General features: G+C 73.6%; 27 protein-coding genes. 14 read left to right on the top strand and 13 right to left on the bottom strand.

Going from position 1 to position 25,972, the window contains the following annotated elements:
* Window positions 1-24 precede the first annotated feature (24 nt).
* The 4 genes from ACFVX6_RS26130 (at window position 25) to ACFVX6_RS26115 (ending at window position 7,276) form a co-directional block, all read left to right on the top strand.
* Window positions 25-1,794 carry a poly(A) polymerase gene (locus tag ACFVX6_RS26130; RefSeq protein WP_389695355.1) on the top strand — a complete coding sequence of 590 codons (1,770 nt, stop codon included), beginning with the start codon at window positions 25-27 and terminating at the stop codon, window positions 1,792-1,794.
* A gap of 325 nt (window positions 1,795-2,119) precedes the next feature.
* The gene (locus ACFVX6_RS26125) at window positions 2,120-4,306 is read left to right on the top strand and encodes a discoidin domain-containing protein (RefSeq protein ID WP_389695349.1); all 2,187 of its coding nucleotides are present in this window, start codon (window positions 2,120-2,122) and stop codon (window positions 4,304-4,306) included.
* Window positions 4,307-4,429: 123 nt separating this feature from the next.
* A complete protein-coding gene (locus tag ACFVX6_RS26120) occupies window positions 4,430-5,503 on the top strand; it encodes a DUF1996 domain-containing protein (RefSeq protein WP_389695347.1) in 1,074 nt (357 codons plus the stop codon).
* Window positions 5,504-5,554: 51 nt separating this feature from the next.
* On the top strand, window positions 5,555-7,276 hold the full coding sequence (locus ACFVX6_RS26115; RefSeq protein WP_389695345.1) for a discoidin domain-containing protein: 1,722 nt from the start codon (window positions 5,555-5,557) through the stop codon (window positions 7,274-7,276).
* Window positions 7,277-7,405: 129 nt separating this feature from the next.
* Here ACFVX6_RS26115 and ACFVX6_RS26110 read toward each other — a convergent pair whose 3' ends face one another.
* Window positions 7,406-8,323, bottom strand: a complete 918-nt coding sequence (locus ACFVX6_RS26110) for an NADP-dependent oxidoreductase (RefSeq protein ID WP_389695353.1) — start codon at window positions 8,321-8,323, stop codon at window positions 7,406-7,408.
* A gap of 266 nt (window positions 8,324-8,589) precedes the next feature.
* On the opposite strand from ACFVX6_RS26110, the gene ACFVX6_RS26105 reads away from it, so the two are divergent.
* Window positions 8,590-9,903, top strand: coding sequence for an ROK family transcriptional regulator (locus tag ACFVX6_RS26105; protein ID WP_389695343.1), 1,314 nt, complete (start codon window positions 8,590-8,592; stop codon window positions 9,901-9,903).
* A gap of 78 nt (window positions 9,904-9,981) precedes the next feature.
* Window positions 9,982-10,497: a putative immunity protein gene (locus ACFVX6_RS26100; RefSeq protein WP_389695341.1), complete on the top strand. Its 516-nt coding sequence runs from the start codon at window positions 9,982-9,984 to the stop codon at window positions 10,495-10,497.
* A gap of 22 nt (window positions 10,498-10,519) precedes the next feature.
* Here the strand turns inward: ACFVX6_RS26100 and ACFVX6_RS26095 are convergent, their stop codons facing one another.
* The 3 genes from ACFVX6_RS26095 to ACFVX6_RS26085 form a co-directional block, all read right to left on the bottom strand.
* A complete protein-coding gene (locus ACFVX6_RS26095) occupies window positions 10,520-11,578 on the bottom strand; it encodes a LacI family DNA-binding transcriptional regulator (RefSeq protein ID WP_389695339.1) in 1,059 nt (352 codons plus the stop codon).
* Between the two features lie 117 nt (window positions 11,579-11,695).
* Window positions 11,696-12,964: an MFS transporter gene (locus ACFVX6_RS26090; protein ID WP_389695337.1), complete on the bottom strand. Its 1,269-nt coding sequence runs from the start codon at window positions 12,962-12,964 to the stop codon at window positions 11,696-11,698.
* Complete coding sequence (locus tag ACFVX6_RS26085; protein WP_389695335.1) at window positions 12,961-13,593, bottom strand: ArsR/SmtB family transcription factor; 633 nt, start codon at window positions 13,591-13,593, stop codon at window positions 12,961-12,963. Before ACFVX6_RS26085 ends, ACFVX6_RS26090 begins: the two co-directional genes overlap by 4 nt.
* Window positions 13,594-13,826: 233 nt before the next feature.
* Here ACFVX6_RS26085 and ACFVX6_RS26080 point away from each other — a divergent pair, with 233 nt between their 5' ends.
* Window positions 13,827-14,570, top strand: coding sequence for an SDR family NAD(P)-dependent oxidoreductase (locus ACFVX6_RS26080; RefSeq protein WP_389695333.1), 744 nt, complete (start codon window positions 13,827-13,829; stop codon window positions 14,568-14,570).
* Between the two features lie 19 nt (window positions 14,571-14,589).
* On the opposite strand, the gene ACFVX6_RS26075 is transcribed toward ACFVX6_RS26080, so the two are convergent.
* The 4 genes from ACFVX6_RS26075 to ACFVX6_RS26060 all read right to left on the bottom strand — a co-directional run bounded on the left by ACFVX6_RS26075 (window position 14,590) and on the right by ACFVX6_RS26060 (window position 17,963).
* Window positions 14,590-15,135: an AAA family ATPase gene (locus ACFVX6_RS26075; RefSeq protein WP_389695331.1), complete on the bottom strand. Its 546-nt coding sequence runs from the start codon at window positions 15,133-15,135 to the stop codon at window positions 14,590-14,592.
* A gap of 61 nt (window positions 15,136-15,196) precedes the next feature.
* Complete coding sequence (locus tag ACFVX6_RS26070) at window positions 15,197-15,934, bottom strand: peptidoglycan-binding protein (RefSeq protein WP_389695329.1); 738 nt, start codon at window positions 15,932-15,934, stop codon at window positions 15,197-15,199.
* Between the two features lie 94 nt (window positions 15,935-16,028).
* A complete protein-coding gene (locus tag ACFVX6_RS26065; RefSeq protein WP_389695327.1) occupies window positions 16,029-16,175 on the bottom strand; it encodes a hypothetical protein in 147 nt (48 codons plus the stop codon).
* 330 nt (window positions 16,176-16,505) lie between these two features.
* A complete protein-coding gene (locus ACFVX6_RS26060; protein ID WP_389695325.1) occupies window positions 16,506-17,963 on the bottom strand; it encodes an MFS transporter in 1,458 nt (485 codons plus the stop codon).
* A 373-nt stretch (window positions 17,964-18,336) separates the two neighbouring features.
* On the opposite strand from ACFVX6_RS26060, the gene ACFVX6_RS26055 reads away from it, so the two are divergent.
* The 3 genes from ACFVX6_RS26055 (at window position 18,337) to ACFVX6_RS26045 (ending at window position 20,325) form a co-directional block, all read left to right on the top strand.
* Complete coding sequence (locus tag ACFVX6_RS26055; RefSeq protein WP_389695323.1) at window positions 18,337-18,822, top strand: hypothetical protein; 486 nt, start codon at window positions 18,337-18,339, stop codon at window positions 18,820-18,822.
* A 73-nt stretch (window positions 18,823-18,895) separates the two neighbouring features.
* A complete protein-coding gene (locus ACFVX6_RS26050; protein WP_389695321.1) occupies window positions 18,896-19,732 on the top strand; it encodes a MerR family transcriptional regulator in 837 nt (278 codons plus the stop codon).
* Between the two features lie 29 nt (window positions 19,733-19,761).
* The gene (locus ACFVX6_RS26045) at window positions 19,762-20,325 is read left to right on the top strand and encodes an adenylate kinase (RefSeq protein WP_389695319.1); all 564 of its coding nucleotides are present in this window, start codon (window positions 19,762-19,764) and stop codon (window positions 20,323-20,325) included.
* Here the strand turns inward: ACFVX6_RS26045 and ACFVX6_RS26040 are convergent.
* Complete coding sequence (locus tag ACFVX6_RS26040) at window positions 20,274-20,651, bottom strand: hypothetical protein (protein WP_389695317.1); 378 nt, start codon at window positions 20,649-20,651, stop codon at window positions 20,274-20,276. The genes ACFVX6_RS26045 and ACFVX6_RS26040 overlap by 52 nt on opposite strands.
* A gap of 127 nt (window positions 20,652-20,778) precedes the next feature.
* Between ACFVX6_RS26040 and ACFVX6_RS26035 the strand changes: the two genes are divergently transcribed.
* Entirely contained in the window at window positions 20,779-21,249 is a 471-nt protein-coding gene (locus ACFVX6_RS26035; protein ID WP_389695315.1) for a hypothetical protein, read from the top strand.
* Window positions 21,250-21,304: 55 nt separating this feature from the next.
* Window positions 21,305-21,673 (top strand): S26 family signal peptidase, encoded by a 369-nt coding sequence (locus ACFVX6_RS26030; RefSeq protein WP_389695313.1) that lies wholly within the window; start codon window positions 21,305-21,307, stop codon window positions 21,671-21,673.
* Window positions 21,674-21,688: 15 nt separating this feature from the next.
* Here the strand turns inward: ACFVX6_RS26030 and ACFVX6_RS26025 are convergent, their stop codons facing one another.
* Window positions 21,689-22,219, bottom strand: coding sequence for a hypothetical protein (locus ACFVX6_RS26025; RefSeq protein WP_389695311.1), 531 nt, complete (start codon window positions 22,217-22,219; stop codon window positions 21,689-21,691).
* A 372-nt stretch (window positions 22,220-22,591) separates the two neighbouring features.
* Window positions 22,592-23,632: a helix-turn-helix transcriptional regulator gene (locus tag ACFVX6_RS26020; RefSeq protein ID WP_389695309.1), complete on the bottom strand. Its 1,041-nt coding sequence runs from the start codon at window positions 23,630-23,632 to the stop codon at window positions 22,592-22,594.
* A gap of 112 nt (window positions 23,633-23,744) precedes the next feature.
* On the opposite strand from ACFVX6_RS26020, the gene ACFVX6_RS26015 reads away from it, so the two are divergent.
* Window positions 23,745-24,245, top strand: coding sequence for a DUF3224 domain-containing protein (locus tag ACFVX6_RS26015; RefSeq protein ID WP_389695307.1), 501 nt, complete (start codon window positions 23,745-23,747; stop codon window positions 24,243-24,245).
* On the opposite strand, the gene ACFVX6_RS26010 is transcribed toward ACFVX6_RS26015, so the two are convergent.
* Window positions 24,233-24,994 carry an HAD-IC family P-type ATPase gene (locus tag ACFVX6_RS26010; RefSeq protein WP_389695305.1) on the bottom strand — a complete coding sequence of 254 codons (762 nt, stop codon included), beginning with the start codon at window positions 24,992-24,994 and terminating at the stop codon, window positions 24,233-24,235. The genes ACFVX6_RS26015 and ACFVX6_RS26010 overlap by 13 nt on opposite strands.
* The gene (locus tag ACFVX6_RS26005; protein ID WP_389695303.1) at window positions 24,991-25,533 is read right to left on the bottom strand and encodes a hypothetical protein; all 543 of its coding nucleotides are present in this window, start codon (window positions 25,531-25,533) and stop codon (window positions 24,991-24,993) included. The genes ACFVX6_RS26010 and ACFVX6_RS26005 overlap by 4 nt, the downstream gene beginning before the upstream one ends.
* A 128-nt stretch (window positions 25,534-25,661) precedes the next feature.
* On the opposite strand from ACFVX6_RS26005, the gene ACFVX6_RS26000 reads away from it, so the two are divergent.
* Entirely contained in the window at window positions 25,662-25,949 is a 288-nt protein-coding gene (locus ACFVX6_RS26000; RefSeq protein ID WP_389695301.1) for an ArsR/SmtB family transcription factor, read from the top strand.
* The last annotated feature ends 23 nt before the right edge of the window (window positions 25,950-25,972 follow it).

Below are 25,972 nucleotides of genomic sequence, written 5' to 3'. Positions count from 1 at the left end.
TGCCCGCCCGCCCGGCCCCCGGCGGTGGGGGGTGGTCCGGGCCGGGGGTCCCCGCCCCCCCCGCCCCGGGGGGGCCGGGGGGGGCCTGGGCGCCCGCCGCCGGACGAGGCGGTGGAGGCGCTGCGCCGCGCGCACGACCCGCAGGCGGAGCGCTGGCCCGCGCACGTGAACCTGCTCTTCGGCTTCGTACCGGAGTCCTCCTTCGAGGCGGCGCTGCCCCTGCTGGCCGAAGCGGCCGCGGAAACGGCCCCGTTCACGGCGCGCCTGGAGGGCGTGTACGGCTTCGGCCCGACCTTGTGGCTGGACCCGGCCGCGGCCGGTGACGCGCCGTGGCAGGCGATGCGGCGGGCCCTGGCGGCGCGGTTCCCGGGCTGCCCGGGCCGGGCCGAGGGCTTCACACCACACCTGACCCTGGGCCGCAGCCCCGACCCCCGGCGCGCGGAACGCGAGTTCGCGGCGCGCCTCGGCGAGGGCCGCTCGGCCCGCGTGGCCTCGCTCGCCGTGCTGTCCCGGCGCGGGGACGGCCCGATGGAGATCCGCGCCACGGTGGAGCTCGGCACCGGAACAACCCACTGGACCCCCGACCCGACGCGCCCCGCGCCGCCCGGGCCGGGCGACGCGGGGTCGGCGGGCGCCAGGGGTGGGGCCGAGGCCGACGCCGCGGACCTCGCCGCGCGGATCGCCGCGGCGCTGCCCGAGGGGGTCGTGTGCGTGGCCGGCTCGCGCCGGATGGGGTGTGCGGGGGCGGGCTCCGATCTGGACCTGGTCGTGGCCCTGCCCGGCGCCGTCGACTTGGCGGGAGTGCGGGCGCGGGTCGCGTCGGCCCTCCCCGAGGCCGAGCGGCTCCGCGAGGTGACCGGCGCCCGGGTGCCGGGCCTGCGGCTCGGCGTCGCCGGGCTGGACGTGGACCTGGTGGTGGTCGCCACCGGGTCGGTGCCGCCGGAGCGGGCCGTCGCCCGGCGGGCGGAGCTGGGCGAGGCCGCGGCGGTGGCGCTGAGTGCGGTGAGCGACGCCGAGGCGGTACGGGACTTCGTGGGCCCGGAGCACGCGGCGTTCGCGCTGCTGGCGCGCGAGGTCAAGGCCTGGGCCCGGTCCCGGGGTCTGGACTCGGCGCCCTTCGGCGGCCTGCCGGGACTCGCCTGGTCGGTGCTGGCCGCCCACACGGTCCGCTCCGCCCCCGACCTCTCCCCCGGGCCCCTGCTCCGCGCCTTCTTCGCCACCTGGGCCGCCTGGGACTGGCGCACCCCGGTGACCCTGGACCTGCCGCAGGCCGCGCCGGCCGTCCAGGGCGCAGCCGAGTGCGCGGCCAGTGACCCCGTCACCGTCTTGACCCCCTCCTCCCCGGTCCGTAGCTGCACCGGCCAAGTCACCACGGGAATGGCCGAGTTGCTGACGCGGGAGCTGTTCGCCGCGTGGGAGGCGCTGGAGGAGAGCCCCGCGGCAGGGCTCGCCGACGCCGTTGCCGCCGCCACGCCCCCGCACCGCCGGCACGCCGCCTGGGCCGTGGTCACCGTGACGGGTTCCCGGCCCCACGACTTCGAGGACAACCTGGGCCGCGCCCGCGGCCGGCTGCGCGCCCTGCTCGGCGCCCTGGCGGAGGCGGGGTGCATGGAGGCCCACGCCTGGCCCCGGCCCTTCGAGCGGACCCCGACCCTGGCCCGCTTCGCGATCGGCCTCGGCCACACGCCTCCGGACGCGGGCACCCTGGCGGCCCTGGCCGCACCCTGGTCGGCGACGCTTCCCGGCACCGAGGTGACCTGGGCGGACTGCGGCACCGTCCCCGACCTTCCCTGACGACAAGTAGCGAACGCACGACGGCATCGCGCAGCCCATCCGGGCCCACTCTCCGAACGTGGCGAAGATTCCCGACCAGAGCCCCGCCCCGCCGTAGCGGGCACGGCGAGACGGAGCGGTCAGAGCCTCAGTAGAGTTGTGCAAAGTTTTTTCGTCAATACTTTTCACAAGGATTGAAGAAACTCCAAGTTCACAGGCCTGATGCGCGTTTGACATGTCATTGGATCTTCAGTTCATGAACGCTCAAACCCTTGACGGCCCCGGCGCCGGGCAGTTCACTCACGCTTCGATCCCCCCGGATCCACAACGTCAGGAGTAGCCCCGCATGCCCCTCCTCTCCGCCCACCCACCCCACCCGGCGCGCCGCGTCTCGCGACCGTCCCGGCTGACCGTGGCTTCCCTCGCGGCCGCCCTGGTCGCGGCCCTCCTCGTGCTCCTGCCGAGCACCGCGGCGACCGCTGCGCCCACGCTCCTCTCCCAGGGCAAGCCCGCCACCGCCTCCTCCTCCGAGGGCGCCGGCACCCCCGCTTCCGCGGCCGTCGACGGCAACAACGGGACCCGCTGGTCGAGCCAGTTCGCCGATCCGCAATGGATACAGGTCGACCTCGGCGCGGCCGCTCAGCTGAGCCAGGTCGTCCTGCGTTGGGAGACCGCCGCCGCGAAGGCGTACCGCGTCGAGCTGTCCACGGACGGCACGAACTGGACCACGGCCTACTCCACGGCCAACGGCACGGGCGGCGTGCAGACCCACGACATCACCGGCACCGCCCGCTACGTCCGCGTGTACGGCACCCAGCGGACCACCGGATACGGCTACTCCCTCTGGGAGTTCCAGGTCTACGGCACCGGGGGCACCGGCCCGCAGCTGCCCGGCGGCGGCGACCTCGGCCCCAACGTGATCGTCTTCGACCCGTCCACGCCGAACATCCAGGCCAAGCTGGACGAGGTCTTCGCCCAGCAGGAGTCGGCGCAGTTCGGCTCCGGGCGCTACCAGTTCCTCTTCAAGCCGGGTACATACAACGGCCTCAACGCCCAGATCGGCTTCTACACCTCGGTCTCCGGCCTCGGGCTGAACCCGGACGACACCACCATCAACGGCGACGTGACCGTGGACGCGGGCTGGTTCGGCGGCAACGCCACCCAGAACTTCTGGCGTTCGGCCGAGAACCTGGCCCTCAACCCGGTCAGCGGCACCAACCGCTGGGCCGTCTCGCAGGCCGCGCCGTTCCGCCGGATGCACATCAAGGGGGGTCTCAACCTCGCCCCGAACGGCTACGGCTGGGCCTCGGGCGGCTACATCGCCGACTCGAAGATCGACGGCCAGGTCGGCAACTACTCGCAGCAGCAGTGGTACACCCGTGACAGCTCCATCGGAGGCTGGTCCAACGGCGTCTGGAACCAGGTCTTCTCCGGCACCCAGGGCGCGCCCGCGCAGAGCTTCCCCGAGCCGCGCTACACCACCCTCGACACCACCCCGGTCTCCCGCGAGAAGCCGTTCCTGTACCTGGACGGCTCCGAGTACAAGGTGTTCGTCCCCGCCAAGCGCACCAACGCCCGCGGCACCTCCTGGGGCAACGGAGCCCCGCAGGGCTCCTCGATCCCGCTGAGCCAGTTCTACGTGGTCAAGCCCGGCACCAGCGCCGCGACGATGAACCAGGCACTGGCCCAGGGCCTGCACCTGCTCTTCACCCCGGGCGTCTACCACGTCAACCAGACCATCCAGGTCAACCGCGCGGACACGGTCGTCCTGGGCCTCGGCCTCGCCACCATCATCCCGGACAACGGGGTGACGGCGATGAAGGTCGGCGACGTCGACGGGGTCAAGCTCGCCGGTTTCCTGGTCGACGCGGGCCAGGTCAACTCCCCCAGCCTGCTGGAGGTCGGCCCGGCCGGCACCACCACGGACCACGCCGCGAACCCGACCACCGTCCAGGACGTGTTCATCCGCGTCGGCGGCGCGGGCGCGGGCAAGGCCACGGTCGGCATGGTGATCAACAACCACGACACGATCGTCGACCACACCTGGATCTGGCGCGCCGACCACGGCGACGGCGTGGGCTGGGAGACCAACCGCTCCGACTACGGGTTCCGTGTCAACGGTGACGACGTGCTGGCCACCGGCCTGTTCGTCGAGCACTTCAACAAGTACGACGTGGAGTGGAACGGCGAGCGCGGCCGCACGATCTTCTTCCAGAACGAGAAGGCGTACGACGCCCCCAACCAGGCCGCGATCCAGAACGGTTCGGTCAAGGGATACGCCGCCTACAAGGTCGCCGACTCGGTCAACACCCACGAGGGCTGGGGCCTGGGCAGCTACTGCTACTACAACGTGGACCCGACGATCCGTCAGGACCACGGCTTCCAGGTGCCGGTGAAGCCCGGCGTGAAGTTCCACGACATCCTCGTGGTCTCGCTCGGCGGCAACGGCCAGTACGAGCACGTCATCAACAACACGGGCGCGCCGACCTCGGGCACCTCGACCACCCCCTCCACCGTCGTCTCTTTCCCCTGATCAACCCCTGACGCCCGGTTCGCGGGGCGGCCACCGGCCGCCCCGCGTTTTCCGGGGCACCCGAGAGAGCGCTCTCCCAACCCTGCGCCCTCTTCCTCCCCTCCCTCCAGAAGGAGCTGAACGATGCATCTCCGACCGCGGACCCTGTCCGCCCTCCTGGTCTCGGCGGCCATCGCCGTGACCGCGGCCGCCGGACTCGGCGCCACCACGCTCACCGCACAGGCCTCGCCCGACTCCGGCGCCGTCCACATGAACATGGACCACTCCGCCGTGGCTGCGGTCGCCGGGGGCGACGACCCCGACGGCGACGGCTACATCCCGGCCGTTCCGCAGGTCACCGGCGTGACCCCGTCCTGGAACAACCCGCCGGACCGCTACTTCCACGAGTTCCAGGCCAACTGCTCGGTCACCAAGACCGCGCCCGACGACCCGATCGTGTACGCCGGGCGGCCCGGCGCCTCGCACGACCACACCTTCATGGGCAACACCGGCACGGACGGCAACAGCACCACCGCCTCCCTGAGCGCCGGCAGTACGGCCTGCACCGCACTCGGCGACCTGTCCGGCTACTGGATGCCGACGCTCCTCAACGGCAGCCAGAAGGTCCTGCCCACCGGCCCCCAGGTCATCTACTACAAGACCGGGGTCACCGACTACACGAGCGTGCGCCCCTTCCCCAAGGGACTGCGCTTCCTCGTCGGCAGCCCGACCCAGACCGCGGCGGAGTTCCGCGCGCACAAGGGCTGGGTCGAGGGCTGGGAGTGCGGTGAAAGCTTCAAGAACACCGAGTTCCCGGCCAACTGCCCGGTCGGCAGCCAGCTCAACATCCGTATGCAGTCGCCCAGTTGCTGGGACGGCAAGAACCTCGACGTCCCGGACCACAAGGCTCACATGGCCTACCCGGTCACCAAGCCGGGCAACAACGACAACGTCTGCCCCGCCTCCCACCCGGTCGCGGTCCCGATGGTCGAGTTCAAGATGGCCTTCCCGGTCAGCGGGGACATGTCCCAGGTCAGGCTGTCCAGCGGGTCCGGCCACTCCTTCCACTACGACTTCTTCAACGCGTGGGACGAGCGCACCCTGAACGCCATGGTCGAGCACTGCATCAAGGGCGGGCTGCAGTGCAACAACCGCGGTTACGACCAGTTCCACCCGGAGGCCGGCACCGTGCTGGGCCCCGACGGCCGTCTCCCGTAGGGCGCCCACTCCCCCACATCCTCCCGAGGATGTTCCTGCATGCTCTCCCGCATGCGCAGCACCGTGGCCACCGCCGCGCTGCTCGCGGGAGCCGTGACCCTTGTCCCCGCCGCCCCGGCGCAAGCCGCCGGCAGCGTGGTCAAGGTGACCGGATCCCAGGGCAACTGGCAGTTGACCGTGAACGGTTCTCCGTACCTCGTCAAGGGCGTCACCTGGGGACCCTCTCCCGCCGACGCCGCGCGCCTGCTCCCCGACGTGAAGTCGCTGGGCGCCAACACCCTCCGCACCTGGGGCACCGACGGCAGCAGCGCCCAGCTGTTCGACGCCGCCAACGCGAACGACATCAAGGTCGTGGCCGGCTTCTGGTTCCAGGCCGGCGGTGGTCCGGGCAGCGGAGGCTGCACGAACTACGTCACGGACACGACGTACAAGAACACCATGCTGGCCGAGTTCACCAAGTGGGTGCAGACCTACCGCGACAACCCGGCCGTCCTGATGTGGAACGTCGGCAACGAGTCGGTGCTCGGCCTGCAGAACTGCTATTCCGGCACCGAGCTGGAGAACCAGCGCGGCGCGTACACGACGTTCGTGAACGACGTGGCGAAGGCCATCCACCGCATCGACGCCAACCACCCGGTCACCTCCACCGACGCCTGGGTGGGCGCCTGGACGTACTACAAGCGCAACTCGCCCGACCTGGACCTCTACGCGGTCAATTCCTACAAGGAGGTCTGCGGGATCAAGGCGGCCTGGCAGCAAGGTGGTTACACCAAGCCGTACATCATCACCGAGACCGGCCCGGCGGGCGAGTGGGAGGTTCCGAACGACGCCAACGGCGTCCCGCTCGAGCCCGGCGACCAGGCCAAGGCGGACGGCTACACCAACGCCTGGAACTGCGTGAAGGCCCACCAGGGGGTGGCGCTGGGTGCCACGGTCTTCCACTACGGCACCGAGTACGACTTCGGCGGGCACTGGTTCAACCTGACCCCGGCCGGGGAGCGCCGCAAGATGTACCACGCGGTCAAGCGCGCCTACGGCGGCAACACGGCGGGCGACAACCTCCCGCCGACGGTCTCCGTCCCCTCCGTGGCCGATCCGGGCGCCGTCCCGGCCGGCAAGGAGATCACCATCCAGGCTCCGGCCACCGACCCCGAGGGCGACCGGCTCGCCTACGAGGTCCTTTGGGGCAGCAAGTACGTCGACGGGGGCGGCGGCCTGGTCTCCGTTCCCTCGACGAACCTCGGCAACGGCACGCTCAAGGTCACGGCCCCGGCGAAGACCGGCAACTGGAAGCTGTACGTCAAGGCCAAGGACGGCCGCGGCAACGTGGGCGTCGAGCAGCGCTCGGTGAAGGTGGTCCCGCCGCCGGTATCGGGCACGAACGTGGCGCTGAACCGGCCCACGACGGCTTCGACGTTCCAGAACGACGGTTACGGCGGCTGCCCCTGCGGTCCCCAACTGGCCACGGACGGCAACAACACCACCCGCTGGGCGACCACGTGCTCCGACGCCCAGTGGCTCCAGGTGGATCTGGGGTCGGTGAAGCAGCTCAAGCACGCCCAGCTGGTGTGGGAGACCGCGTACGGCAAGGCGTACACCATCAAGGTGTCGGACGACGGCCAGAACTGGAGGACGACTTACGCCACTTCGAACGGTGACGGCGGCATCGACGACTTCGACGTCTCCGCGTCGGGCCGCTACGTACGCCTCGACCTGACCCAACGGGGCACCGGCTACGGCTACTCCCTGTTCCGCTTCGGCGTCTACGCCTGATCCCCGGCACGACGCTCCCGTACGCTCCGCGCGCCGCCCGAAACCAACCCGGGCGGCGCGCGGTTGCGCGTGCGGAAGCCTGCGATGCGTGCGCCGTGCGCGACGTGTGCGCCGTGTGCGATGCCCGGGTCAGACCTCCAGGACGATCTTCCCGGCGGCGTGTCCCTCCCGGCTGAGTTCGAAGGCGGCCGCCAGTTCCTCGAGCGGGAAGGTCTCGGCGACGGTGACGGTGAGCTGCCCGGCGTCGGCCAGCCGGCCCAGCTCGGCGAGGTCGGCGCCGACGGGCCGTACCCACATCCACTGGCCGCCGGACCCGAGCACGGTGTGGTCGGCGATGGAGGCGTGCCGGCCGCCTTCGGCCAGTACGGCCAGGGTGGTGTCGAGGACTCCCCCGACGAAGTCGGCGACGACGGTGACCCCGTCGGGCGCGAGGGCGCGGACCCGCTCCGCGAGGCCGTCACCGTACTCGACGGGCTCGCAGCCCAGCTCGCGCAGCCGGTCGTGGTTGCGCGCGGAGGCGGTGCCGATGACGCGCGCCCCGAGCGCCCGGGCGATCTGCACGCCCAGGGAGCCGACGCCGCCCGCGGCTCCGTGCACCAGGACGGTGTCCTCCTTGCCGGTGTCCAGGCGCGTCAGCAGCTGGTACGCGGTGAGGCCGGCCAGCGGCAGCCCCGCCGCCTGCTGCCAGGTCAGGGAGGCGGGCTTGGGCGCGAGGGCCCGTACCGGCACGGTGACGAACTCGGCGAAGGTACCGCCGTGGACGTAGTCCTTGCGGGCGTAGGCGACGACATCGTCGCCGGCGGTGAACTCGGGGGTGTCGATGCCCACGTACTCGACCGTCCCGGCCACGTCCCAGCCGGGGACGACGGGATACACGACGTCCATCAGGCCGTCGAGACCGCCCGCCATGATCTTCCAGTCGACGGGGTTGACGGAGGCGCACCGGACCCGGACGAGGACCTCGCCGGGTCCGACCTTGGGTACCGGGATCCGGGTCTCGGAGAGCACCTCCACTCCGCCGTACGTGTCGTACGTCATCGCCCGCATGGTGCCCTCTTGGTCCTCGGACATACCTCTCGCCTCTCCGTGAGCCGTTCAACTGCCCCCGCCCCCCATCCCACCACGAAGAGCGGCGCCCGCCCCGGGAGGAGGGCCGGGCGCGGCGCGGCGGAGCGGCTGCGGAGGAGGGTTCGCGACTCGGCCCCTTTCGGCGGGCCGATTAATTCAGAGCGTGAATTAAGGGGCGGTGGTGGATCGCGCCCAGGGGTCGCGCACGGTATGTTGCGATCGATGTCAGGGGCGGAAGGAGTCACATGACGACGGGGCGCAGTGGACGTACGGTGCGGGACCTGCGAACGGGCAACCGCAGCGCCGTGCTGCAGCAGTTGTACTTCGGAGGGCCCCTGAGCCGGCAGGAACTGGGGCCCGCGACCGGGCTGAGCTCGGGATCCGTCAGCAACGTGGTGGGCGAACTCGTCGCGGACGGACTGCTGGAGGAGGCCGGCATCGTCGACTCGGACGGCGGCCGCCCGCGCACGCTGCTGCGCGTGGCGCCCGCCAGCGCGCACATGATCGGCATCGATGTCGGCGAAACCCGGGTCAGGGTCGAGCTGTTCGACCTGACCCTCACCGAACTGGCGCGCACCGAGCTCCCGTTGCAGCCGCGCGGCTGCTACGACGTCGGCCCGATCGTCGACCACATACGGAGCGGGATCGCCACCGTCCTGGAGCGTGCCGAGGTCGGGTCGGACCGGCTCCTGGGGGTCGGCATCGGCGTACCCGGCATCGTCGACCGCGACGCGCCCGGCGGAACCGTCGTCCACGGGCAGACCATCGGCTGGGACGCCGTCCCGCTGGAGGCGCTGCTGCGCGCGACGGGAGCCGTACCGCCCGAGGTCCCGTACATCATCGACAACGGGGCGCGCACGCTCGGCCAGGCGGAGATGTGGTTCGGCGCGGGGCGCGGGGCCCGGGACGCCGTGGTCGTGCTCTTCGGCTCCGGCGTCGGAGCGAGCCTCATCACCGACGGGTCCCCGGACGGCGCCACCCCCGGGGGCGCACCGCTCGAGTGGGGCCACCTCACCGTGCAGGTCCGCGGGCGGCGCTGCCGCTGCGGGGCGCTGGGGTGCCTGGAGGCGTACACGGGGGCGGAGTCGCTCCTGGCGCGGTGGGCCGAGCGGGGCGGCGGCGGGGACGCGATCGTCGGGGACGAGGAGGACGCACTGGCCGCACTGCTGGCGGCGGCCGGCGGCGGGGACAAGGTCGCGCTGGACCTGCTCGAAGAGACCGCCGAGTACCTGGGTGCGGGCCTGTCGGACGTGATCAACCTCTTCCAGCCGGAGCGGATCCTGATCGGCGGCTGGGCGGGCCTGATGCTGGGCCCGCACATCCTCCCGGCGGTACGGGAGCACGCGATGCGCTACTCGCTGCGCCATCCGGCCGCCCGGGTCACCATCGACATGGGCTCGCTGGGCCCGGACGCGGTCACGGTGGGCGCGGCCACCCTCCCGCTGGCGGCCTTCTTCGCCGCGGGCGGCCGGCGCACGCCGCCGGAGCCCACGACGGAGGCTCCGGGCTGGCAAACCTCGCTCCAGACCCGCGGCGGCCCGGCGGCGGCCGGGGGCTAGGTCGGGGCGCTCGGCACACCTCCCCCGGCGCTACTCTGACGAACCACCCGACCGGCCGGACAAGGAGCGGAGCGCCCCATGATCCTCCCGAAGACCCGAGACCCTCGTTTCGTGACGATCCGCCGGGGCGGGACCCTCACCGACCCGGATCATCACCTCCTCGCCCTGTGGGCGGCATCCTGCGCGGAGCACGTCCTCGACCTGTTCGAGTCGGCTCGACCCGAGGACCCGCGGCCGCGCCGGGCGATCGAGCACGCCCGGGCGTGGGTGCGCGGCGAGGTCACGATGACCGCATCACGCGCGGCGGGCGGTCATGCGATGGGCGCGGCCAGGGACCTGCGCGGGGCAGCCCGCCATGCGGCGTACGCCGCGGGCCAGGCCGGAGCCGTCGCCCACGTCGCCGCGCACGAACTCGGCGCGGCCGCCTATGCGATCAAGGCCGCCCGTGCCGCAGCGCCGGAAGGCGAAGGCGAGGCGGCGGGACGCCGGGAGTGCCGGTGGCAGCGCGACCAACTCCCGGAGCCGATCCGCGCACTCGTGCTCGACGACCAGCGGCTCCGGAACGACATCTGCTGGTCGGCCTTCGACTGCTGAACCGGGCGGGCGGCGGCAGCGCTCACGCCGAGTCGCGGACCACCAGTTCCGGGTCGAAGAGGACCGCCACCGGGTCGGCCGGGGCCGTGCCGGCCACCCGGTCCAGGAGGAGGCGGACCATCTCCGCCGCCATCTCCTCCACCGGCTGCCGGACCGTCGTCAGGCGGGGCCTGGCCGCCACCGCCGCGCCGGAGTCGTCGAAGCCGACCACCGCCACGTCCTCCGGGATCCGGCGGCCGTGTTCGCGCAGCACCAGGCAGGCGCCCTGGGCCATCAGGTCGTTCGCCGCGAACACCCCGTCCAGGTCGGGTCGTTCGGCCAGGAGCGCGCGCATCGCCTGCTCGCCGCCGTCCAGCGTGAAGTCCGCCTCGGCCACCCGTACCGCCGTTCCCGCCAGCGCCTCCCGGAAGCCCGCCACCCGGTCCCGGCTCGCCGGGACGTCCGCGGGGCCGCCGATCGCGGCGAGCCGCCGGCAGCCCCGGGCGAGGAGGTGCCGCGCGGCCAGCGCCCCGCCCTCGCGGTGGCGCAGGTCGACCCAGTCCAGCGGAACCTCGGGCGCCGGGCGGGCGAAGAGCACCGCGGGCAGACCGGCGCGCGCGAGCATCTCGGGCAGCGGGTCACGGCCGTCGGTGGTGACGAGCAGTGCTCCGTCCCCACCGCCCTGGGTGAGGTACGCGACCACCTGCGCGCGGTCCGCCTCCCCGTCGGCGAACAGCAGCACCGGATGCACACCGCGCGGGCGCAGGGCCCGTACGACCCCGCTCACCACCCGGCCGAAGAAGGGGTCCTGGAACACCCGGCCGGTGTCCGCTCCCGCGCCCGAGACCACCAGCGCCACCGCACCCGAGCGCCGGGTCACCAGCGAGCGGGCCGCGCGGTTCGGTACGTATCCGGTCGCGGCGACGGCCCGCTGGACCGCCTGCTGGATGGCGGGGTCCACGTTGCGGACCCCGTTCACCACGCGGGACACCGTGGCCCGGGACACCCCGGCGGCCCGGGCCACGTCCTCCAGGGTCGGGGCCGTGCCGGTGCCGGTGGCCGTTCCGGTGCCCGTACCGGTGGCCGTGCTCGCTGCGTCCATGTCGGCACTGTATCCGCCCGCGCTCAGACCCCTCCCGGACCCCGGTCAGACCTCCTTCTCCCCCACAAAGGGCGGATCGCACGCGCTGCGACCGGCCAGGACGGCGAACCGCCCCGGTCAACCATCGACGGCGGTCGGCGACATGGACTTCGGAGCCTGGAGTTCGGCTCGTCGGATCACGGGGACGACGAGGCCGAGCCCTGCGGCGAGCAGGCAGACCGCGCCGCATCCGAGGAAGAACGCGTCCGCTCCCCACAGCGCCACCGTGACGCCGACGGCGGGGAAGAGCACGGGCGCAAGGCCCAGCGTGCACAGGGTCGTCACCGAAGTGACCCGTCCGAGGTAGCGGGGGTCCGTCTCCGTCTGGAGCAGCGCACCGCTCACGGTGGTCGTGAGCCCGCCGGTCAGTCCGATCAAGGAGCCGAGGGCGACGGCGACGGGCAGTGAGGGCGCGTGGCCCAGGGCGACCGCTCCCCCGGCCGTGAGGAACAACGCTCCACTCATCACCAGCCCGGCGCGCGGTATCCGCGCCGAGACGGTGAGCAGCAAGGCCGAAGCCGCGGCTCCGACGCTGAATGCGCTCGCGATCCAGCCCGTGCCCGAGGCGCCCCAGCCGCGTTCGTCGGCCAGGAGCACCAAGCCGGTGGCCACCGGGCCGCTGAAGCACATCTCGCTCAGCCCGATCACAGTGACCAGCGGGGCGAGCATCCGGTGACGGCGGACATATCGCAACCCGTCACCCAGCTCCTGCCAGGCGGAGGTACGCCGAGGCACCTCCACGGAAGAGGCGGCCCGCACGGTGAGCAGGGTGGCGAGCGACAGGGCGAAGAGGATGCCTGCGGCGGCGAACGCACCGGCCGCACCGGCCGTCACCAGGACGGCTGCCGCCAGCAGGGGGCCGGCCGCGTTGCTCAGCCGGATGGACAGCCCGCGCATCCCCTGGACCCTGGCGAGCTGTGCGGGTGGCGCGATGAGCGGCGGGAGAGCGCCCACGGCCGGCATGAACACCGCGTCGACCACGCCGAAGATCAACGCGACCGTGACCAGCAGCCACACGCTCGGGGATGCCGGCGCGACTGCCGCGGCGGCCACGAGGATCACCCCACAGCGGACCGCGTCGCTGACGACGGCAACCCGGCGCGGTCCGAACCGGTCGGCCACCACGCCCCCGCCGAGCATGAGCACCGCACGGGGAAGGGCTCCGGCCGCGACCACCAGACCCACCTGCGACGGCCCGCCGACGCGTACGGCGGCCCAGGACAGGGCGAGGAAGTAGACGACGTCGCCGGTGATCGAAGCCGTGTACGCAACGAGCCAGCGCAGGACGTTGACGTCCCGGTGGGCGGGCCGCGCGGCCGCGGGCGCGGCTATGCCGTGCGCGTTCACGCGCCACCGCCTGCCGGCGGCAGAGCCGTCCCCGGTACCGGGAACGCCTGCACTTGCAGCGCCACCGGAACGGCCCCTTCGGGGGCCTCTCCCTCTCCATGGCGATAGCGCGAGATCACCTGGAAGATCTCGGCCCGCATCCGGTCGACGTCTCCCGGTGTCAGGTACAGGAGGAAGTCACTGTAGGTGGCGGCGTCGAGCCATTCCTCGGGCAGGAGCGGTACCTCGTGCGCGGCCCTGCGCAGGCGGTCCGCCGCGGCAAGTGCAACCGCGTGCGTGTACCCGCGTCCGGCCTCGCGCTGTTCGGCGGACGCGGACGCGGACGCGGGATCGTGGATCGACTGGCGATGGGCGGACTTCCACCACCGCTCGCGTCCGGTGCCACGCCCGGACTCCTCGACGATGAACCCGCCCGCCCCGAGGCGCCGCAGGTGGTAGCTCGCCGCGGCGGGGTTGATGCCGAGTTCATCGGCGATCCGGGTGGCGGTCGACGGGCCACGCTCGCGCAGGAGGGTCAGTACGTTCAGGCGCAACGGGTGAGCAAGTACGCGCAGGGCAGCGGTGTCGAGCTCGATGTCCTGTCCCAACGACTCGGCGGATGCGGCAGATGCGGCAGAGGAAGCGACCATGCGCTGAGCGTAGACCTGCAAGAGTTGTTTCAAAAGAGATGTTGTGACATCAAGACGCTGCCATCGAGGCCTAGTTGACCCGATGCCGAGCCGCTCGGGGGACCTCCGCGGTCTCCTCGGCAGCACGCTCCCAGAGTTCGTTTGTGCTGGTCGGGCGGGTTGTCGCGGTGTTAGCCTGCCGCGATCCCAGGTGTGGGCACGACACGGGGTAATGCGTCACGCAGGAGGCTCATATGTCACACCGTCCGGTCACCATCGTCACCGGAGGCAGTCGCGGAATCGGCGCCGCCACGTGCGTCCGGCTCGCCGCCGACGGGCACGATCTCGTCCTCGGCTACCTCCACGACGACGCCGCCGCCAAGGCCACCGCCGACCGGGTGCGGGAGGCCGGCGCGCGGTGTGTGACCGTGCGCGGCGACACCTCCGAGGAGTGCGGCGTGGAGCGGCTCTTCGACATCGCCGGAGCCGAGTTCGGTGCCGTGACCGGACTGGTCAACAACGCCGGAGTGACCGGCACTCCGGGCCGGCTCGCCGACATCCGGGTCGAGGACCTGCGCCGCGTGCTCGACGTGAACCTCCTCGGGTACCTGCTCTGCTGCCGCCGGGCCGCCCGGGACATGGCCGAGTCGGGCGGCGGAGCGATCGTCAACGTCTCCTCCGCGGCCGCCACCCTGGGCAGTCCCGGCCGCTACGTCCACTACGCCGCGACGAAGGCCGCCACCGACACCCTGACCCTGGGCCTCGCCAAGGAGCTGGGCCGGGACGGGATCCGGGTCAACGCCGTGGCCCCCGGCATCATCGACACCGACATGCACGCCGCCATGGGCGACCCGGACCGCCCGGCGCTCGCGGCCGCCGAGATCCCGCTCGGGCGGGCCGGCCAGCCGGCGGAGGTCGCCGCCGCCATCGCCTGGTTGCTGTCCGCGGACGCCGCGTACACGACCGGTACGATCCTGCGCGTCGCCGGCGGGCGCTGAGGGGCCGTGCGGTGAGCAGCTAACCCGCGGTGCGCGGCAGCCAGTCGGCGGTGCCCACCACTTCGCGCGCGATGTCGACCACGGACCGTCCGTCGGTCGCCACGCGCACGGTGTCCAGAGGCGTCCGCTCGTCCAGGATCCGCGCCTTGCGGGCGCTGCTCTCCAGCTCGTGCTCCAGCTCCGAGCCCAGTTCCCGAGCGGTCAGCCGCTCGCGCACGGTGGCGTCGGAGGCGGTGAGCACGACCCGCACGATCCTGACGTTCGCCCCCATGGCCCGCTGGAACATGCCCTCGTTCTCGGCCAGAACGCTCACGGTGTGCGTGTAGATCAAGCGGCGGTACCCGAGCTCGGCGTAGTTCGACCAGAGCGCCGTCAGATTGCGCTCGGCGATCTTCCTGCGGCCGGGGTCTCCCTCCGGAGCAGGATGTGCCTGCCCCATGAAATCGCCTTCGATGACGCAGTGGGCGACCATCACGGCGCGCAGGCGCGCCGAGACCTCCCATCCCACGGTCGTCTTGCCGACGCCCGCGCGCCCTCCGATGAGCAACACCTCTGCTCGATCCATGACCGCTTGATCCATGACCGCACCCTGCCACCGAGGGCTCGACCCGCGCGAACGGGCCGTGTCAGCCTTCGTCTCCGAAGGCCGCGCGGGTCGCCGGACCGTAGATGCCCGGCGGGTCGCCCTTGATGCTCCTGTTCTGCTGGAGCTGGAGGACGCCGCGCCGGGTCTGCTCGTCGTAGACGCCGGTGAGGGAGACGTACGTGAACCCCTGCGCGTGGAGCCGTTCCTGCAGGGCGCGCACCTCGGCCCCGCGGTCCCCCGGGCCCAGGGTTCCGTCGCCGGGCGTCGGGCGCGTGCCCGTCGGGCCCGTGGGCTTCGGGTCCCGGCTCGTACTCGGCGACGGGCCGGAAGGGGGCCGTCCCGTGGTCGGCGGAGCCGTCGCGGACGGGGTTCCGGGCGCGGGCGGGCTCAGGGACTCCCCGGCCGACGCGGTCTCCTCGCCCGCCCCCGGACTGCGCGCGGGGAGGACCGGCACGGACAGGTTCGGCGGGACGACGGCACGCGGCGGCTCGCGGTCGGGGCCGCGCAGGAGGAACGCGAGGGCCCCGGCCGCCCCGAGGGCGAGGAGGGCGAGTCCCACCAACGGGAGCCGGCTACCCCGCCGGTCGGCCGCCGAAGCCGCCGAAGCCGCCGAGGGAGCGTTCCGCAGGTCGGGCGCGGGCTCCTCGGCGGACGCCCCGAAGCGCGTCGGTACGAGGATCCGCCCGGACTCCTCGGGCCAGGCGGGCGCGGAGGAGCCGCGCAGCGGGCCCGAGGGGGCTACGTAGGGGCGTACGAGCAAGCGATCGTCGTCGGGCACGATCCCACTCTCATAGGGGTCGGGGGACACGGTTGTCTCGCGGCGGGTACGGGGGGCGGCGCGGCGGTGCGGTGTCGGCCCCGTACCCGGCCGGTCAGGTCCTGCGCCGCCGGGCGACCAGGACCGTCCCGGCGTCGGCGGCCGGAACAGGGCCACCGCCGATCGCCGGGGGCGCGGACATGCCCGCGACGACACCGCCGACGGCTGCCGAAGCCAGAGGAGAGCGGGCGGACATGGGCATGTGAGGGATCTCCGAGGTGCGGCTCGTGCGGTGGCGCTGGACGTCCGGATGCGCGGACGCGGTCGGTCCGGTTGGTGGTGTTCGACCGGCGCACTCTTTCCCCAGGAGATGCCCCAGGTCAAGCCGGATGTCCGATCCACCCCATCCGCCCCGTCTGGGCATGACCACTTCACCGGAACCGCCCCGTCGGGAAGGGCTCCTCTGCCAGGCTGGGGAAGTCGACCGTCCGGATTGCGGACGGTCAACTCCTGCTCCAGGTCTACCGCTGGTCCGTCCTCGAGGGTCTACCGCTGGTCCGCCTTTAGGGGCTACCGCTGGTCCATCGCCGGTCTACCGCCGGTCGGCCGGTGAAGCGTCGCGGGCCTCGGCGCGGCCTCCGGCATCGGTGGTATTGGAGGCGGCACTGGAGCCGGACACCTCGCCCCCACCCGTGACGGCCCGCGTGGCCGTGCGGGAAGTCGAGGTGATCCGGACGGTGACGGCGGCCAGGGCCATCAGGGCGGCTCCGGCCCAGGGGGCTGCGGGCACGGAGATGCCGTCGACGGCGAGACCGCCCGCCAGGGCACCCGCGGCTATGGCCAGGTTGAACATCGCCACCATGAGCGAGGAGGCGGCCTCCGCATCATCCGGCGCGGCCTTGATCATCCAGCTCTGGAGACTGACCGAGACCCCGCCGTACACGAGCCCCCAGGCCAGCAACAGCACCGTCCCCGCGACCGCTCCCGGCACCGTGGCGAGCAGCGCAAGGATCACGGTGAGGGAGGCCCCGACCGTGAACAGCGTGCGGTACGGGTCGCGCGCCCCCGCCAGGAAGTTGCCGGCCACGCCCGCCACTCCGTACCCGAGGAGGAGGGTGCTCACGTAGGCGGCGTTCACACCGGACACGTCCTGCAGGATGGGCCGTACGAACGTGTACGCGGCGAACTGCCCCGTCACGAGCAGGAAGGTGACGGCCACCCCGGCCCGGACCGCGCCGTTGCGCCGGAGCAGGGCCGGGAGTTGGGCGAAGGTGATGGTCCGGGTCGGCGGCAGCGGAGGGAGCAGCAGGAGCAGCGCGGCCAGGGTGAGGAGTCCGAGCCCGCCCACGGCCGCGAAGGCGAAGCGCCAGCCGCCGAGTTCACCGAGCAGGGTCCCGGCCGGGACCCCGAGCACCGAGGCCGTGGGGACTCCGCCGAAAACGAGCGCGGTGGCCCGGCCGACGTGGTGCGCCGGGACGAGGCGGACGGCGAGGCCGCCGGCTATGGCCCAGAACCCGCCGACGCTGACCCCCACGAGCAGCCGGGCTGCCAGCAGCACCGCGAAGCCTTGCGCGAGGGCCGCGACCAGGTTGGCGACGGCCATCAGGGCGATCAGCACGACCAGTACCCACCGCCGGTCGAGCCGGCCGGCGCCCACGGTGACGAGGGGTGCGCAGAATCCCGCGATCAGCCCCGGCACGGTGACCATCAGCCCGGCGGTGCCGTCGGACACACCCAGATCGGCGCCCACGGGGGTGAGCAGGCCGACGGGCAGCAACTCGGAGGTGATGAGGCAGAAGATCCCGAGCGCCACCGCCCCTACGGCCCCCCATCCCCGCCACCCGGCGACGGCCTTGTCCGGAGCGATCGCGACCGCCTTGCCGGTCGCGGAGGCGGGCCCGGCGGGCGATCCGGGCGTGGGGACGGGAGCAGGGACGGACGGAGGGACGGGAGCAGGGGCGGAGGCGGAGGCAGGGGCGGGAGCAGGGCTCGGCGGGTGCTTCGGCTCCGGGGGCTGCGGTTCGTTGCCGGGCGCGGGGGCTGCGGTCATGGGGCGAGACTCCATACGGGGCAGGCGGGCGGGCAGGCGGGCGGCCCAACGGAGCGTTCCCGCCGCTCGGGCGGGGCCGGTCCGGGAGCCGACACGGCGGTGCGGAGCACCGGAGGTCGCGCCTCCCCCGGCATCCGCACTGTCGTTCCCATCCGAACCTTGTCGGGATTTCTCCGCCAGGTCCACCCCCGTCCACGTGCGCGTCCTCCCGGGCCGGTGAACCTCCCGACAGGGCAGAAACGATCACTGTGAGCTCGGCGAACCGTTTCAGCAGCCCCCACGGCGCCCTCCCCCGCCCACTCGGCCGTCCCCGCCTCACCCACACGCGGGAGCGCGGGAACCGGCCCGCCCGCCCGTGCGGCATGGTGGTCCGATGCAGTTACGCCGGGTCCTGCCCCTCTCCCTCGTCGCCCTCCTCGCGAGCGCCGGCTGCGTGTCCGTCGGCGGCCCGCGGGTGTCCGACGTGCCCGCGCGCGGCCCCGTACCGCCCGCCGATGCACCGGATCTGGGCGGGCCGGCCGGCGCGGCCCCCGCTGCCGGTGCGGTCGGGCTCCCCGCCGAGCCGCTGCCCCTCGGCGAACTCCCGACGGAGGCCGGCTCCGACCATGACCGCACGGACCGGACCGCCGGGCACGGACCCGCCCGGCGTGCCGGCGAGGCCCCGCGCCCGGCGGCCGAACGGCGCACGAAACCGGCCGCGCCGCGTCGCGCGCACCCGCCCAAGAAGGCCGCCCGGCCCGACCGCCCCGTACGGAACCCCGTACCTCCGCTGCCCCGTACGGACGAGCTGTGCGCGGCCGCGGAAGGGTCCCTGCCACCTTCCATCGTGGATCTCTGCATCCGCCAAGCCAGCCGCTGACCTGGCCCGATGGCTGCATATTCTGGGCGCGCTTGACTCTCACACCGTGTCAGGGCCTGCACTGGAAGGCGTCATGTTCACCATCGGAGACTTCGCCAAGCACGGCCGGGTATCGGTCCGCATGCTGCGTCACTACGACGCCCTCGGACTGCTGCACCCGGCCCGTGTCGACCCCGCCAGCGGCTACCGCTACTACGAGGCCGGGCAGCTGGCCCGCCTCAACCGTGTCATCGCGCTCAAAGAGCTCGGCTTCAGCCTGGAACAGGTGGGGTCGATACTCGACGAGCTGGTGGGCGCGGAGGAGCTGCGCGGCATGCTGCGGCTGCGGCAGGCGGAACTGGAATCGGCCATGGCCGCTGCGGCGGCCCGGCTGACCCAGGTCGAGACGAGGCTCCGGATCATCGAGAACGAGGGAACCATGTCTTCCATCGACATCGTCGTGAAGAGCCTTCCGCCCGTCCGCCTCGCCGAGTTGAGCGGGGTCGCGCCCAGCTACGACGGGCAGGACATCGGCCCGGTCATCGGCCCGCTCTACGCCGAGCTGCTGAGCCGTGTCGAGGCCGCAGGCGTCACGCTGACGGACCCGGGCGTGGCGTACTACGAGGACGCCGGCGACGCGTCTCGGCCCGGCGCCGTCCGGGTCCACGCAGGGGTGGCGGTGCCGGCGGACGTCCGGGCCGAGGACCTCGGAGGCGACGTACGCATCGTCGTGCTGCCCGCCGTCGAGCGGGCGGCGACGGTCGTGCACCGGGGTTCGATGGACTCCGTCCTGCCGACCGCGCAGGCCCTGGCCCAGTGGATCGACGCGAACGGGGAGCGCTCCTCCGGCTACGCCCGCGAGGTGTCCCTGTCCTGCCCGGAGGACCGGGACCAGTGGGTCACCGAACTGCAGGAACCGCTCGGCGCCTGAGGGGCCACGCCCCCGGTTAGGCTCCGCTGATGCAACGCGTACTCGTGGTCGGCATCAGCGGAGCCGGCAAGTCCACCCTGGCCCGGGAGTTGGGACAGCTGCTCGCCCTGCCGTACCACGAGATGGACGAGCTGCACTTCTCCGGGCCGGGGTGGGCCGTCAGCCCGTCCTACGTCGCGGACCTGGCGCGGATCGCGGAGGGCGACCGGTGGATCCTCGACTCCCACGGGCCCGAGGCCGCGCGCGAGCTGCTGTGGCGGCGGGCCGACACCGTGGTGTGGCTGGACCAGCCGCGCCGCACCGTCATGCGCCGGGTCCTGGTGCGCTCGCTGCGCCGGAGCCTGCTGCGGGAGCGGTTGTTCGGCGGCAACCGGGAGCGGTGGCGGGAGTGGCTGCTCGCCGACCACCCCGCGTGGTGGGCCTGGTCCCAGTACGGGGCCCGGCGCGCGGAGATCGGCGGGCTGGCCGGTGACGCCCGGTTCGCCCCGCTGCGGGTGGTGCGGCTGCGCTCCCCGAAGGCCGCCGAGGCCTGGCTGCGGGCTCAGCGGCCCGCAGGGCGGGCGCCCGCCACGGAGCGGCCGCCCGTCACGTAGGCACGACCCCGTACGGCGCCTCGAACCGTTCCGCGCACGGCTCCGCGCCGGACCGTGCGCAGCCGGCGCATCGTGGCGTGCCCGCGGCGGCGCCACTCCGCCCGCGGCAGACCGGCGCGCTGGCCGCCGCCGGTGATCAGGGCGTTGACCGGTGCGTGCGGGTCCGCGGCGAGCCCCTTGGCCACCAGGACCCCGACCACGAGCGGGACCAGGGCCACGGCCAGCGCCGAGCCGGCGGTGGTCACGTGCTGCTGCATCCGCGGGCGGCTCGCGGCGGGCGCGGTGACGGTGGCGGTGGCGGCGCTGGTGACGGTCTCGGAGGTCATGCCCCCATTCGATCAGCGGGAGCCGTCCCGGGAATCGGGCCGGATACTCAGACCGTTGGGTGTGAGGTACTCAGAAGCGGACGGTACGAGACCGGACGAGACGGATCGGACGAGGGGACAGCCGTACGTGAACACACCCGGGCAGGGCTTCGAACCGGCGACCGGCGACGGCCCACCGCCCTCCGAGGCGGGGCGGGCGACGGAGCTCCGTACCGCCTACGAAGGCCTGCTGCAGATCCGCCGGCTCGTCAACGGCCCGTCCGGCGCCGGAGTTCCCGCCCCGTGGGAGCTCCGGCTGATGCCGCGCGCGGTGGCCCTCGTCCTGGAGGCGGCGGGCATCCCGCCGTCGGCGCGGGATCCGCAGGACCCGGACGGGCCGCGCACCCGGACCGGTTACCGGGTGGGCCCCGCCGCGTCCGGGGCGGGCCGCGTCGAGGTGACCTGGCTCGGCCCGCCGGGCGGCGGCGCGGCCGAGGAGGAGCAGGAACGCCTCACGGCCTGCGCAGCCGCGCTCGAACGGCTCGGCTGGGTCTGCCTGCTGTACCGCGGCCCGCGCCGCCGCCGTTTCCTGGAGGTCGAACCGCCGCCCACTCCCTGAGGCCACCGCCGAAACCCGGTACCCGCCGGGCACACCACCGGGGCACACTCGCCGGATGGGAATGCTCGACGTCCAGGCAGACCGTGTCCGCGCGGGCGCGACGGTGGAGTTCCGGCCCACCGGCACGTCCATGGTCCCGCTCGTCCACAGCCGGCAACGCGTCCGCGTGGCCCCCGCCGACCCCGCACTGCTGGAACCCGGCGACATCGTGCTGGCCCGGGTGTCCGGCACGGTGTACCTGCATCTCGTCACGGCCGTGGACGCCCCGCGCCGCCGGGTCCAGATCTCCAACAACCGGGGCCGCGTCAACGGCTGGACCGGCCACGACCGCGTCTTCGGCATCTGCCTCGCGGTGGACGGCGTGCCCCGCCCCGGGGCGGCGGCCAAGGTCCACGCGGCACCGGGCACCGCGGGGCGGGCCTGATCCGGACGACACGCCCTAAGCCGTCTCCCCTCCGGAGCCCGGTCCTTTCCGCCGGAGGCCGTCGATCCGTCGCAGGGTGTTTCGGACCGCTGCGGTCAGCCGTTCGTCCTCGTGCATCTCCTCGTCCCGGTCGCCGAGGTACGTCGGGACGCGGACGCTCTGCTCCGCCGCCGCCCGCAGGGTGGGCAGGGCCGGTGCCGCGGCGGGATCATCCCCCCACACGGTGCCGATCCGCCAAGTCACCCCGCTGCCGGGGCCGCCGATCCGGGTCCCGGCGGCGTCGAGGTCCTCGAGGACGGCTTCGCCTTCGGGGGCCGGGGTGGCCCGCAGTCTGACCGCAGGATCGGCGTCGGTGCGCAGCCGCTCCGCAAGGCCGTCCCCGCCCCGTACGAGCAGGGCCTCGGCGAGCGCGAGGCGGGCCACCGGGTCGGGTGCGCCGAGTTGGTCCACGGGGGCGGTGAGGAGCTGCTCGGCCCCCGCCCGGTCCGCCACGGCGAACAGCCAGGCGGCCGCCCGCCGCACGGGCGGGTCGGGATCGTCCAGCAAGGGCAGCGCGGTCCGGGCAGCGGCCGTACGGTCCTCGGCGCCGGATGCCAGATCGGTGAGCAGCCGGAGCGCCCACAGCCGTACGTCGCCCTGCGCACAGGACGCGAGGGAGGCGAGCCGCCTCGCCTCGGGCCCCCCGTCGCCGTCGCGGCGTTACGGCGGCGAAGACCGCGGAGCGGGCCGCCCCGTGGGCATTGCCGGTACGGCCTTGCCCGGCCTCTTCCACCCAGGCGTCCACACGGTCGGCCGGGCCCTCGGGACCCGGCGGTCGGGGGCTCAAAGCCCCGGGCGTAGAACGCCCTTTCGCATCGTCATGCCCTGGATCTTCGCCGTGCAGTAGCCGGCCGGGCGCAACCGGATTCCCACCGGTTCTCACCGGTAGCGCCCGGCCAGTTCGGCCACCGCGTCCGCGAGGGCCCCGCGCAGCTCGGGCGGTCCGAGCACCTCGGCCTCCGCGCCGAGGCGGAGCAGGTCGCCGACGGCCACGGAACCGGACTCGACGGCGAGTTCCACGCCCACCCAGCCTTCCGCGTCCGGCGGCCCCGCGGTGGCGAGGGCGCGGACGCCCGCCGCCCCGAACCACATCGGCAGCAGCCGCCGGGCGCGCGGAGAGAGCCGTACGACGGCGGTCTGCCGGCGCGTGGCAGCCTCCAGGCGGCGGGCGGACTCCTCCCAGTACGCGGCGAGTTCGAACCCCTCGGGGCGTTCGAAGCGCTCGCCCGGGGTGTCCACGGCGAGGAACCGACCCACACGGTAGGTCCGCACGGCGCTGTCGGCCTTCCCGGGGGCGGTCGGGGGCCCCTCGACCTCCACCTCTGTCTCCACCGGCTGATCCTCTGCATCCGGCTCCGCGGCCCGGGCGACCAGGTACCAGATGCCGCCCTTGAGGACGAGCCCGAGCGGCCACAGCGCCCGGTGGACGGCTCCGGTCCAGCGGCGGTAGTGGGTCTTGAGGATCCGCTGCTCCCACACCGCCTCGGCGATCTGCGCGAGGTGCGGTACGGGGTCGGCGTCCCGGAACCAGGCGGGCGCGTCGAGGTGGAAGCGCTGCTGGATCCGGCGGGCCCGGTCGGCGAGTTGGGCGGGGAGGGCGGCCTCGAGTTTCAGCTGCGCGGCGGTGAGGTCCGCGCCGAGGCCGAGGTCCCGGGCGGGGCCGGGGGCGCCGGCGAGGAACAGGGAGCCGGCCTGGACGTCGGTGAGACCGGTGAGCCGGGTCCGGTAGCCGTCGACGAGGCGGAATCCGCCGGCCGGCCCGCGGTCCGCGTGGACGGGGATCCCGGAGGCGCCTAGCGCCTCGACGTCCCGGTACACGGTGCGGACGGAGACCTCCAGTTCGGCGGCGAGGTCGGGGGCGGTCATCCGGCCGCGGTTCTGGAGCAGCAGGAGGAGGGAGAGGAGCCGGTCGGCGCGCATGCCGTCATTGTCCGGCATACCTGACAGGAGGTGTCAGGTACAGGGACCAGGCTGTGCACAGACGGGCCGACAGCCCGCCGAACGCCGAACCCGCCCACACCCGGAGGCCCCCGTGCCCACGCCCACCACGACGCCCACATCCGCACCCGCATCCGCATCCGCATCCGCACCCGCACCCGCACCCGCACCCAACGGTTTCACCTTCAAGGACTGGGAGGAGCACCCGGTCGGCCCGGAAGGCGTCTTTCCCCGCCTGGCCTGCGCCACGGTCACCAACGCCTTCACCGGCGCCCTCACCGCCCCCGCGACCACCTGCACCTACACCGTGGCCTACACGGGGGACAGCACCGGCACCTTCACCGGCATGGAGCTGGTCACCGGCACCGTCGACGGCCGCGAGGGCGCCTTCGTCCTGGAGGAGCGCGGCACCTTCGACGCCACCGGCACCCACTGCCGCTTCACCGTGGTCCCCGGCTCGGGCACCGGCGGCCTGACCGGTCTCGACGGCTCCGGCTCCTTCGTCCACCGCTACGGCGACACCTCGGTGGAGTACGCCTTCGACTACGCGTTCACGGACGCAGCTGCGGTCACGGCCGCGGATCAGTCGGCGTAGCGCAGCAGACGCAGCGCGTTGGCGACGACCACGAGGGTGGAACCCTCGTGGACCAGGACCGCCGGGCCGATGCCGAGGCCCAGGGCGGTGGCCGGGACGAGCACCGCGACGATGCCGAGGCTCAGCCAGAGGTTCTGGCGGATGACGCGGCTCGCGCGGCGGCTGAGGCCGGTGATGAAGGGGAGCCGCCGCAGGTCGTCGGACATCAGCGCGATGTCCGCCGTCTCCAGGGCCACGGCCGAGCCGGCCGCGCCCATCGCCACGCCGACAGTGGCGCCGACCATGGCCGGGGCGTCGTTCAGGCCGTCGCCGATCATCGCCGTACGGGCCGTGCGGCGCAGCCGGGTCACTTCGGCGACCTTGTCCTCGGGCAGCAGGCCGCCCCGGACCTCGTCCATGCCGACCGCGCGGCCCACCGCGTCGGCCACCCGCTGGTCGTCGCCGGACAGCATCACGGTCCGCTGCACGCCGAGCCCGCGCAGGGCGGCCACCGCCGCGGCTGCCTCGGGGCGCGGGGCGTCCATCAGGCCGAGCGTGCCGAGCCGGCGGTCGCCCCGGCGGACCAGCATGGTGGTGCGGCCGGTCCGGGCGAGTTCCTCCGAAGGCGATGGTCCGCAGCCGCCCGAACTCCTCGAGCGGCGCCCCGCCCTTGACCAGGACTCCCCCGCGCGCCGCCCGGCCCACGGCGCTGAGCACGGCGGCAGTACGGCGACGAGTACGAGGACGCCCGGTACGAAGAACTTCGTCAACCGTTCGGTGAACCGCTGGGTCGGCGAGGTGCGCTCCTCGGCGTCCTGGACCAGCTTGACGACCCTGGCCAGGGTGTTGCCCCGGCGAGGCGGGTGACGGCGATGTCGAGGGCGCCGGATCCGTTGACCGTGCCGGCGTAGACGCGGCTCTCCGGACCGGCCGCGCCCGGGTCGGCGAGGGCGGCGGCCCGGTCGGCGACGGGGATCTTGTCCGCGGGGACGCTCTCGCCGGTGATGGGCGACTGGTCGACGCTGCTGGTGCCGGCAGCGTCGAAACCGTCGGCCGGGATCCGGGTGTGGGGGGCGGACGACGACGGTGTCACCGACGGCCAGGTCCTCGACCGGGACCTCCACCGGCGCTCCCGCGCCCCGGCGCACCAGGGCGGTACGCGGGCCGGCGCGCCGAGCGCTTGGATGGAGCGGCGGGCGCGGCCCATGGCGTAGCCCTCCAGGGCGTGGCCGAGGCTGAACAGGACGAGCAGGACCGCGCCCGCCTCCCACCGTCCGATCGCGGTGGCGCCGGCCGCTGCGACGAGCATGAGGAAGTCGACCTGGAAGCGGCCGCCGCGTACGGCGAGGAGCGCCTCGCGGAGGGTGAAGAACCCGCCGAAGGCGTACGCCGCGATGAAGAGGGCCTGCGGTACGGGGCCTGCGGGACGGGGCCTCCGTGGCCGGTGAGCTGGAGGGTCAGTCCCGTGAGGTAGACGGCGAGGGCGAACAGTGCGCTGACCAGCTCCGCGCGCTCGCCCGGGAATCCCCCTGCTCGGTCGGCGAACCGGCCGAGGCGCTCGACCTCGGTCAGCCCACCGTCTCGAACCATCTGCGGCTCCTGCGCCACCTCGACCTGGTGACCGGCCGCCGCGACGGGCGCAGCGTGATCTACGAACTCCACGACGCGCACGTCGCCGCCCTGCTCCGGCAGATCCTGGCGCACGTCCACCACGACAGGCCCTAGGAACCGTTCCGGGAAACCGCGAC

Origin of the sequence: Streptomyces sp. NPDC058289, from assembly GCF_042880975.1 — a bacterium.
GTDB classification, from domain to species: Bacteria; Actinomycetota; Actinomycetes; order Streptomycetales; family Streptomycetaceae; genus Streptomyces; species Streptomyces stoeckheimensis.
The sequence above is the reverse complement of the archived record's forward strand: the minus strand, read 5'-3'. Positions and strand labels throughout refer to the sequence as shown.